Source organism: Vibrio sp. D173a, assembly GCF_030248475.1.
The window spans coordinates 18,820-31,015 of the sequence record NZ_JAHGAH010000214.1 but is presented as its reverse complement, the minus strand read 5'-3'; the positions used below and the strand labels follow the sequence as shown (position 1 = coordinate 31,015).

Genomic DNA, 12,196 nt, shown 5'->3' with positions numbered 1-12,196 from the left:
CAATGATCACGGGTATACTCGATGCGGTAGAGTGCGTCTTAAGTAGCTATCTTGGTTCTCCTCCCTAATCTACCCCGCATTTTGTGATATTCATTACGAAAATACTTTTCCGGCTAATAAATTCATTTTAACACCATGATTTTATGAGAAATATGAACTATTTTATGAGAAATATGAACTAATTGTTATACAACAATAAATAGCTAAAGCTAGGTAAATAATTATGAAATGGATTTTGTTCCTTGGAAGCCATACGTTATGTGTTTTGGCTGGTTTTTCTGCGGGTATTTACGCCCTACCTATTCTTATCCAACCGGACTCCCCGGATATTTCTGTTATCTCCAAATCTACTCAAGGTGTGTTGTACCAAGGGACTTTCGATCGTAATCGAATTGACAGTGATTTCTTGCACTGGGGTGAAGGCGAGATTTGGTTAACTGAGGACACCATTGCGTTTCAAGGTGAGCTAGCTCCTGGTCCGGATTATAGAGTGTATCTCTCTCCAACATTTGTTGAAACGGAAGCCGATTTCAATCGATTGAAGGCGCAAATGATTAATGTCGGTGACGTGAAAACATTTGACCGTTTTATGGTCACTTTTCCTCAAGATCTGCCTTTGGACAACTACACGACCGTTATTGTTTGGTGTGAAACATTTGGTGAGTTTATTACCTCCGCGAAGCTCGAATCTGTCGCAAAACTGAATCAGAACTGACTGTCAAAAAGTTTTAACGGATGTCGCATTAAAAATGACAGAAACGTGACAAAGCAAAATCCTCTATCGCCAATATCTCGGCGCTTTGTTTTTTACGCTATCGTTAGCTTTGTCATAAATAGATGAATAATTAATATTTTGTATGAGTTGGAAAAGTATTGTGCCAATTGTTCAACGTTATCTAGCCCTATTCTTACTGATGGTTTTATTTCCTGTTCAAGCTTTGGCGGCAGGTGAAATCGTTATATCTACCAGTCCCACTATTGGGTTACCTTATGAAAACGGTGCCGTCATTACGTATTCTGTTGAAGTAAAAAATACGACAGCGAGCACTATCAGTGATGTCTCCGTGACCAATGCGATTTGGGATGTAATGTCTGGTTCGAATAGAGCTTTCAGTAGTTTGACCATATCGGATTCTCATACATTAGGCACAGACCCTGGCTCTTATACTTCAAGTGACAGTAACCTCAGTGTTACTGTAGCGAACTTACTGCCATTTGGTCGTATTACCTATCAAATAGAAGCAAGGGTTTCTGACGATGCGGCGGAGAGCATTACGCTGGGCGGTACCGAAGTAAAAGGGACGGTTTCTGGCACAGAAACCACGTTTACCAATACTGATACCGTTATCTTCGAACCTGCTGAATATAATTATACTCTCGATGCTTTTGTATCCCCGGAGGAATATAACGTCGGTGGCACGCTCACTTACTCTTTAACCGCAACCAACAATGGCAGTTATGCTGTTAAAGGTTTAGATATTGAGCAAGACTTTGCGTCTCTCGTAGGACAAAAGCTCGATGGTTCGACAGGGAATGCATTTAGTAACGTTACGATCAGCGCGGTAGCTTCGTCTGGCAGTGATGCGGGTACGTTTGTGACTACTGGCGATTTATCTGTCACTGACGCGGAGATCTCTGTAGGTGGCTACATCACTTACACTATCACCGCGACGGTTGCATCCGATCTGCTCTCCAACAACGATACTCAAGCGACTTCCACTACTCGTGCCGGAAATGTCGACAGTAATGCGCTTTCTACCCCTCCGGCAGATCCTGATATCGAACTCGAGCATACAATCAACTCAACGTCGCCATATTTGATTAATGGTGAGGTCGATTTTGAGTTGAAGGTGACGAACAACGGTGGCGCAATTGCTCATAATTACCACGTAAAACAGAATATTAACGATTTAGTTAGTAGTAATGGTCTCGCCAACAACTTATCTCCTTCATACAACAACACCGATGTAGATGGGAATCCATTTGCTACTTGGAGGATCACGGTTTCAGGCATCGGCAGTAACTCACTCTCAGATTACCAAGGTAGCCCACAAACGGATGTGGGTTTCGACGATACCGTTTCTATCTACCCAGGTGAGTCAATCACCTATCAAATTAAAGCAACTTTAACCTCGATTACCATCGGCACTTTGCAAGGTTTTATGGCTTCAGTCACGGATGAATCAGGTTCATTGGTACAAAACTCGACAATCTCCAGCACGGTTGATACAGAAAAAGTGTTAACCGTAACGGACTCAGATATTTCAATTACGAAGACCACATCAGCGTCTGAATATGTACCTGGTGGAGAAATTGAGTATGAAATTACTGTCACCAATGGCTCTTCAAAGTACTTCGCGAACAACCTTCTGGTCCAAGATAACTTAACATGTGTGATTACTGAGCAAGCGGGTGGTGCTGGGGATGGCCAGGCTTTTGAAAAGTGGAAAGTAGACGTCATTTCTGGTGAGGACTCGATAGGTTCGGATCCGGGATCTTTTAGCTATGGAACTTGGATGTCCAGTCCGCTTTCGCTTACGCCAGATATCGCGCCGGGTAAAACCATCAGATACAAACTGACGGCCAAAACGAATGATACTAGCACGGGCTTAATTCTTGATAACAACCCAAGTTGTTCTAACGATAATGTCACAGAAGAGGGATCGGGTGTTCAAACCCCAGACGATAACTTACGTGCAAGTAAAGATGTCGACAGCCGTTTCTACTCTTCAGGGCAGGCGCTGACTTACACCATCACAGTGACCAACGATGGCGATGGTTTTGCAAACCACGTTCAGGTTTTAGATGACCTCCATTCAGTAACAACAAAAGACATTTATGGCGGTGATATCGAAGCATACTCGGATTGGAAGATTACGGCTGCGGCTTTTAAAGATGATGGCACTGCTGCGACCGCTTCTGATACCGATATCTCGGGTGAAGTGAATTATCCTAATAATTTGAATGTTATCGCGACACTTGAGCCTCATTCTTATATCGAATACACCATAGTTGCAAAGACAGATCCTCTTGCAAATGGCCACATTTCTAATGAAGTGACAGTGGATGGCTCTGTTTATGCTGACCGCGGCTCCGACCCGCGTGACTTTGCCATCGAGCTTAATAAGCGCGTTAAGACCAATACCGATAAAGGTTTCCATGGTGATCAAACCGCGTACTCTAAGCTTGATACTGAGGTGACTTACCAAATCAGCCTTAAAAACGACAAAGAAAACGGTTTTGCGACAAACGTTGCGGTGAAAGATGTATTATCAACGATTACTGCGGGCGTTTTAGAGCCGGATGGAAAAACGAAAGCGGTATTCAAATCTTGGACGATCAGCGCCGAGATTATCTCTGATGATTCTATACTCAACGGGAATCCAGCTTATACATATGTCGGCACGTTCGCTGATAATACAGACTTACATACCAACGCTCAGATCCCACCAAACGTTGAAGTGCTGTACACGATCGTTGCGCAAATCGACCGAACTAACGAAGATGAAATCCTGTTTACTCGGTTTGATAATACTGCGGAAATAAAAACACCAGACTCAAGCATTCAGAACTCAGCTTCTGACACGGTCGTGGTTTATCCTCACGACCCGAAAGTGATTGTTGCTAAGACCACGCCCGATAATGCGTTTGTTCCAGGTCAATGGGTGAGCTTCAATGTCACAATTTTGAACACGGGCCCAGGTTATGCCAACGAAGTGCATGTGACAGACGATATTATCGGCCTAAATGCATTCTCAGAATGGACAATTACAGCGTCTACTGACTCGAATAACTCTCCTTTTAAAACGGGTAGTTATGAAGGCGAAAAATCTGGCTTCCCAAATGATGGCAACATCAATAGCTACATTGATCTAGATCCTCGAATCAATGGAGCAGAAGGTGCTGTTGTTTATACCATTAGCGGTAAAGTTAAAGACGACTATGTTGAAGATGAAATCTCTAATACGGCAGAGATATATGATCCTTCAACCAATCTAAATCAATCATCCTCTGCACAAATTGGTAGTAAGACGGGGGATTCACTCAACGTTTCAATTTTGAAGAACGCCGATAAAGTCCGCTTTATCCCTGGCGATGATGTGACCTATGAAATTCGTGTCCTAAACAACGGTGCTAACCCAGAAGTTGGTCTAAAAGTTGTCGATTTATTGAATGAAATTCGATCGGTCCTCGCTAACAAAAAAGATAACCACTACGCAGACTACCCAAACCAGAAGCCATTTGAATACTGGCAGTTTGATTACGATGATGGCGCTGGTTTCCAGCCAAAAACGAATGATGATTTCATCTACCCACCGGGTGACGCGTCTAACACAATGACACTTGAGGCTGGCGAACTTCGTACTTTCCGAATCAAAGCGCGAGTTAAAGATAATGTCATCGGTTCTCAAGACTCAATGGGGAACCTGAACAACAAAATTGAAAATGATGCTTATGTGTATCGTGACTTTGGTCAAGTGACCGAAGGGTCTCACGTGTCCCACCATGAGATGGAGCGTGCGTACAACGGCGGCGATGTCGTTAGAAAGTTACTGGTTAACGGTGTGGAATCCAACTTCTATTCACCGGGTGATACGCTTACCTACCAAGTTACTATCTCCTCGCAAACGGGGTACGTGAATGACCACGGTGTAAACGAAAACATCACAGGTGTAACGACTCAGCTTCTTGATGGTACCACTGCAACCCCGTTTTCAGCAGGCTTTAGCGTTGATGTCAGCAAAGACGATACTAACGGCGGAAATGGTACGACAGATGGCGCCTTGGACGGCACGGTTGCAGACAACCAAAACATTACGACCACAATCGATGTAGCAGGTGGCGACTCCGTTACCTATCAGGTTGAGGGGGTAGCCCGTGAAGATGCGGTCGGTACGATTACGATTGGCGGCATTACTGTCGTTCCAAATAGCTACCACCTTTCGTTTGGTAAAACCGTTGACCAAGTAAGCTATGAGCCAGGGGAACCGCTCGTTTACCGCTTAACAATTGAAAACGATGGTAAAGGTAACGCTTATAACATTCCGGTGATTGATCGACTGTCTGAGATTAAAGTTGACCTTATTGATGGAACTAATGATAAGGCATTTGATTCAGGTTGGACGGTGGCGCCACGCATTGTAAGTGGCAGCAGTAAAGCGATTTTAGATCTCGATGGCAAAATTGCGGATAACGTCGATATCGATACCCACGCCTCCATCCCAACGGGGACCAAGATTGAGTATGTCGTGACTGCAAAAGTCAATGATAACGCAGTGGGCAACATTCTGAACTTACTAACGGTTGATGGCGATACGGTCAGTGCGGAGACCAAAGCCTCTGCAGAGAAGTACGACTTCTCTAAACATGTCACCAAAATCTACGATCAGGATGGCACAACCGAGTTAAGCGGTGGGTACACGCCTGGTGGTTACATCGAATACGAAATCTTATTGAAGAACCTGAACAATGTTCACATCAAGCAGATGCCAATTAAAGATGAAATCAGCAAAATTAAAACTGACTATTTTGGCGGTGTTAAAGGGCGTGCATTTGATTCATGGACGATAACGACCAGCGTCGATGCTAGTACGATCAGCAATGCCGGTAAAGTCGTCAACAATGCTGACATTGATACTAGCTTCGATCTTGCAGCAAACGAGTTTGTTGCTGGTGGCACCTTTGTTAAATACACCATTAAAGCGAAGATCAGCGAGCAAGCAGTAGGGCAAATCCTGAACGTTGCGGTCGTTGATAACAACCATAACTTACCATCCGAGCCAGTGAGTATGCTGCCAGCAAGTATCTCTAAAACGCATAAAGCGTATACAGATACAACGCTTGCTACACACAAGACCACATACAACCATACGACTGACAGCGAGAAGATCGTCTACCACCTGCGGATTGAGAACAATGGTAAGGGCTTGGAGTACAACAAATCACTGAAAGAGCTGTTCTCTAATGTCAGAGTGCGTGTCGCGCAAAACGCCGCGGGCGAATCGGATTCTCAAACTCTGCCAGCATTTGGTCAGTATGGATGGACAGTTACCGCAACAACTTCTGGCGAAGCGACCACGTTGATTGATGGATATACTGGTGGTCCAAATACGGACATTGATATCTCTACGCTGTCGATTGCGCCTGGTGGTTGGATTGACTTTGTGATGGAGTCACAGATCCGCCAAGACGCTCTTGACCAAATTGTTGCGACAGCAAAATACAATGGCAGCAATTTTCATTCAGCAAAAGTAACGCCAGAGGGTAGCAACCTTTCAGTCAGTAAAGAAATTGTCTCTATTGATGGAAAATCTTATGTATCCGGTGACACCTACAAACCTGAAGATGAGGTGATCTATAAGTTCACCGTGACCAATACGGAGCCTGTGTGGCGAGATCAAACGGTTATTCAAGATATCGTTTCTAATGTTCGTGTTGAGGTAATTGGCGGTACAACTAAGTCTGCATTTTCTGAGACGAACATTTCACATGTTTTCACTTCTACGGGTACGATAGGAACGCAGGACACCTACGTTGAACCTTACGATGCGACAGACGATCTTGACCTACTCGTTGATATTGCTCCAGAAGAAGTTATTGAGTTTACGGTTACAGGTAAGGTTCGCCCAGATGCGCTAGGTGATATTGATGGCAACACGGGTAAAGCGGGCAATCACAGTGATACAACAGATGTCATTCCGCCAGGAGTGCCAGTATTGGACTTTGAAAAAGCAGTTCTGAATACAACCGCAGACAGTGGTACATGTACCTTCCCATCAACGACTGGCACAGACTGTAACTACAACCCGAACGGTCAAGTTCAATACCAAGTTAGCGTGACCAACGTGGGTGAGAGTATTACTAATGGCGCGACGATTGTTGATGAACTGAACAGCATTGATACATCCGATGGTAAGCCTGCGTTCAAAGATTACGGCGTTGCGATCGTGAGTGCACCGGATGCAGAACGATTCTCAATTACGGGTAACTACCAAGGAACCGTACCACTGAATGCTGCGTTCGATTTGATGCCAGGCGACACCGTTGTGTTTGAAATTGACGGTACAGTAGCAGCGGATGCGACGGGGACGATTACCAACGTGGCTAAAGTCAATGGTGTTGATAGTAACGCCGTCGTTTTAGACCCTGGTACGTCGAGCCTTATCGCACAAAAATCAACAGATACACCAACCTACACGCCGGGTTCTGAAATCCACTATCAAATGCGTGTTCGTAACGAGACGGCAAATAATGAGCTGATTGATATCCGAGACATTATTTCTGACTACAAAGTTGAAGTGGCTGATGGCTCTGAGCAAGTTGCTCTGAAGGATTGGACAGTCAGTGCTCAAGTGATTACTGATGGCAACCCTGCTTATACAGACATCAGTAATCTTAATTCTATTGCTCCAAACACAGATATTGATGTGACCGTTCAGATGGGCGGGAAAGCCGCAGATGATACTTACACGGAAATCTTAATCACAGTTGAGGGCCACGTTCGTGATGATGCGGTTGGTGAGTTTACAAACCAACTACAAGGCAAACTGAACTCAGGAACCAATTACTTTACCTACAACCTCAAAGAAAAAGTCATTGTTCCAGAGCCAGGAAGTCTCGAAGTAACCAAGGTCACCTCAATCACTCCTGCGATTTACCATCCTGGCGATACCATTGGCTTCGATATTGAAGTGAAAAATATTGGTACAGGTTATGCGACCGACGTTGTGATTTCAGATCTTTGGAAGACGATTCGTGCTGAGAAAGCAGGTGCGACATTACCTGTGCGTGCGTTTGATTCTTGGTCTGCAACATCAGTGAGTGTTGATGGTATAGATCCAACGTTTACTCAACCAATCGCGGGCTCTGAGGTGACTGGTGACAATGGTTATCAGATTCGCTACAACATCCATCCAGACCACACAGTGAAACTTCATGTTGAAGGTGTTGTAAAAGCGGACCTTGTTGGCGCTATCACCAACGTAGTGGAAGTGAGCGATTCAAGCGGTTCACAAACAGCGGCTGCGACCTATAAGGCGGCTACTGCTGATTTGACCGTCGAGAAGATGGTCGATAAGAGCCAATATGAATCAGGCGATACGCTGACTTATACCATCAAGATTGAGAACACCACAGCCAACTGGGCGAATGACGTTCAAGTCAAAGATTTTGTAAACGATATCACCTCGACCAGTATTACTGACGCGACAGTAAAAGCGTTTGAATCTGGCACCATCTTCTTCAATGCATCTTCACAAACGGGAGAAACCAAGTTCCCGTCGGCGACGGGGGAGTTCATAGACGGCAGTTTGGATATTGGTCCAAATGACGTTGTGACTCTGAGCGTAGAAGGGGAGCTAGATCCTGAAGTGGTAGGAGATGTCACCAACCAAGTTGCGGTGGATTATAACGGTACGACCAAGACAGCCGAAGTCACCAGTACGGCAAAGATCCCAGATTTAACCTTCACCAAAGAGCCAATGGTAGAGTTTTACAGCCCTAACCAAGCGGCGGGTTACATCCTGAAAATTGTCAACGAAGGCAACAGCTACGCGAATGACATCAACCTAAGAGATGAAATTGGTGCGCTTACCGTGAACACCATTGATGGTTCGGCGAACCAAGCCTTTCTACAATGGGCGGTTCAGTATGTTACGGGCAGTTCACTGACCACAGTCGATGCTAACTCGTTCATTGTCGACAAGGATATCGGTTACAACATCGACCTCGCACCTAACGACACCATCACCCTTTACGTTATTGGCTTAGTCAATACGGAAGCGACGGGCGACATTGTTAACACCGCAACGTTGAATCACAACAGTAAAGACGTAACGGCAACAGCAACCTTGAAACCGCGTCCGGGCGATATCGTTCTAGAGAAAACGACCGACGAGCGTTATTACCAGCCGGGGCAGTTCTCTACATTTCGTATCAAAGTGACCAACAATGGTTCCGGTTTTGCGGCAGATGTAAAAGTCGACGACATCATTTCGTCACTTGAAGTGGAAACCTCTGGTGGTGCAATGGAGCCAGCGTTAAATGATTGGACGATTGTTACGAGCAAGGGTGACCCGCGCACTGACATTGAAACGGTGCCGGGGCCAAATGGTGATATTTCTACCAACCTTGATATCGCACCAGGCGACACGGTTGAATTTGCCATCACAGGTACGGTGAACAGTAGCGCGGTTGCAAACATCGTGAATACCGCAACGGCAGAGTTTGGTGGAGCAACCCTCGATGCAACCGCAACGCTAGAAAGCTTACCTGAAGAAGTTTGGATTGAGAAAACCGCAGAGTCACCAAACTATATTCCGGGTGAGGAAGCGGTGTTCCATGTTCGTGTTTACAACGGCACCGATGGTTTCGATAACGACATCGAACTGGGTGACATCCTATCGGGCATCAAAGCGACCAACATCTACGGTGTTAATGAGCGAGCGTTTGAAAGTTGGACGATTAAAACGACCAACACGGACAGTCGTACCACGATCACACCAATGCCTATCGATAATCAAGACATTCGCTCAGTGATCGATATTGCGCCTCACGATATTGTTGAGTTCACCATTACAGTGAAAACAAACCCATTAGCAGCGAGTGAAATCACCAACACGGCTATTGCGGACTTGAATGGCACTGTGCAGCAATCGAGCGCGACCATTCAACCTCAGTCGCAAGGTATCTCAATCGAGAAAACGGCGGACACCGAGTATTACATTCCGGGCAAAGAAGCCACCTTTCGCGTCAAAGTGAAGAACGAGGGAACCGTTCCGGCAACTGGCGTAGAAGCGAAAGATGCCATCAGTGACTTAGAAGTGTTTCGTTTGGATGGAACCATAGTAAAAGCGTTCGACTCTTGGCGTATCGAAGTCAATAAGGGCAGTTCAGATACTGATATCACTAACATTCCGAGTGTAAATACGAACATTGATTCAACGCTGACGATTGCAGCGAATGATGAAGTGGAGTTCGTCATCACTGGTTTGGTGAATCAATACGCAACGGGCGAGATTGAGAACACGGCAAGTGCGTTGTTCCGTGGTGAAACACAAGAAGCAAGCGCGATGCTATTAGCGATGCCAGAGTCGGTCAAGCTAGAGAAGACCGTTGATGATGAGTACTACCGTCCGGGTGAAAACGTCACTTACCACGTGGTGTTAAGTAATGAATCTGGCTCGTTTACCGAAGAGATAGTGCTTAAAGATCTTATCTCAGAGTTGAAGGTGAATACGATTCATGACACCGAAGCGCCAGCGTTTACCAGTTGGAGCATGACAAGCTCATACAGTGACGATCGCACCATCGTCTTGCCACAAATTCAGGGCGACAATCTGGACGTGAATAGCCGTGTGATTATTGCGCCAAACGATAAGTTGGACATTGAAATCACAGGTGTCGTCAACGCGGATGCGATGGGAGAAATCACCAACCACGCGTATGCCTTCGATAAGTCAGAAAGCGATGTTCTGGCGGATGACTTCGCAACTATTAAACCATTGCCGATCATTTTGTCGGTGACCAAGGTGGCAGATAAAGCGGAATACACCAACGACGACGATGAAATTACCTTCACAATGACGGCGACCAACCGAGGCTCTGCGGATGCAGAAAGTGTCAACCTGTTGGATGAAATCGACAAGCTTATTGGTAACAACGGCAATCCATTGTTCACTACATGGAAAGCGACCATCACTGAGCTTAAGTCTGGTGTGGTGGTTTCTTTCGATTCAGATAGCAACGTCGATTCAAACCACACGATGAAGGCGTACCAAGGTAATGAATACGAAATCGTAGTGACGGGTGAAATCAACCAAGGCATTGATGACAACTTTACGAACGTCTTTACCGCGAAAGCATCGACAGGTGAAGTCGCGTCCGCCAACGTCACGATTAAGGTGAAGAAGCAAGCTTACAACGAAGGCATGCTGAAAGTGACCAAGGTAGCGAGCAAGTCAGAGGCAAGCGTCGGTGAAGTTGTCGAATACGAAGTCGTGATTACCAATGAAAACGACAACCCATTCAAGGGTTTACGTTTGGTTGACCGCTATCCGGGTGGCTTTATTTACATCCCAGACTCGACCGAGATGGTTAACAGTGGTCCTGATGGCGTATTTGATACCTCAGATGATATTCAAATCACCGTAGAACCAACGAAGACCAATCAACTTTTCTTCGAAGTTGGCGACATGAATATTTACGGCAAGGGCGATTCGAAAACCGCTGATGCTGTTCGTATCCGTTACCTAATGCGTGTAAGCGTTGGTGCTACCTTTGGCGTTTACACCAACACAGCATGGGCCGAAGCGCCACCGGCAGAAAGCTTCTCGGCACAAAACACCACGACCAACTACGTTGTGAAGTCTAACCTCGCCAGTGCAACGGTTGAGGTCATGCCAGACAAGGTATTCGACACCGCTTCGATCATCGGCAAGGTGTTCGAAGATCACAACGGTGACGGTTTCCAAGCAGACGCAACGGCAGATGACATTTACATTGATGTAGACCTTGCCGCGGGCGATTACGTACCGGGCTCAACCTTTATTACTCAAGATGGTGTTGAAACCCAACTTAAAGATGTGAAGGTGAAACACAAAGGCCAAGACGTTGTTATGTCTAGTGTGGGCAAAGGCTATGAAGTCGATGAGCTGTTCGGCCTGTCTCGTAACCGTACCCTCGAACACAGCAACAAAGTGGTGTTCCAGTTTAATACTCGAACTCGCCAAGGTTTCCCTTTCAAGGTGACGACGGATAACGGCACGCACATTGAGTTCGATAAGCAAGGTAACGCGATTACCAAGCACAAAGGAGATAAGAAAAAAGGTCTGTCGGCAGAGAACATCGACGTGGTGAGAAACCTCTACCGTGATGGGGATATGTACCTATGGGAAATCATCGTAGAGAACAAAGGGCTTTACGAAGACGGTATCCCAGGCGCTCGACTGTTAACGGTCGAAGGCATCATTATCGAGACAGACCAATATGGTCGATACCACGTTCCAGATCAGTGGGTGTTGAATAAAAAAGGTAAGCAGTTCTTGGTCAAAGTCGATACAGACTCGCTACCGACAGGCATGACGGTAGTCAGTGAGAACCCGAAAGTACGCCGAATCACACCAAACAAACTGACGAAATTTAACTTCAGTATTCAAAGCAGTGGGGATGATTAACCGTTCGCAGTACAGACGCAGGC

Annotated in this window: 2 protein-coding genes; both read left to right on the top strand. The window is 45.8% G+C overall.

Going from position 1 to position 12,196, the window contains the following annotated elements:
• The first annotated feature begins 223 nt into the window (after positions 1-223).
• Entirely contained in the window at positions 224-715 is a 492-nt protein-coding gene (locus KIV40_RS20255; RefSeq protein ID WP_011999414.1) for a DM13 domain-containing protein, read from the top strand.
• 142 nt (positions 716-857) lie between these two features.
• Positions 858-12,173: a hypothetical protein gene (locus KIV40_RS20250; protein WP_375164872.1), complete on the top strand. Its 11,316-nt coding sequence runs from the start codon at positions 858-860 to the stop codon at positions 12,171-12,173.
• Positions 12,174-12,196 lie beyond the last annotated feature (23 nt).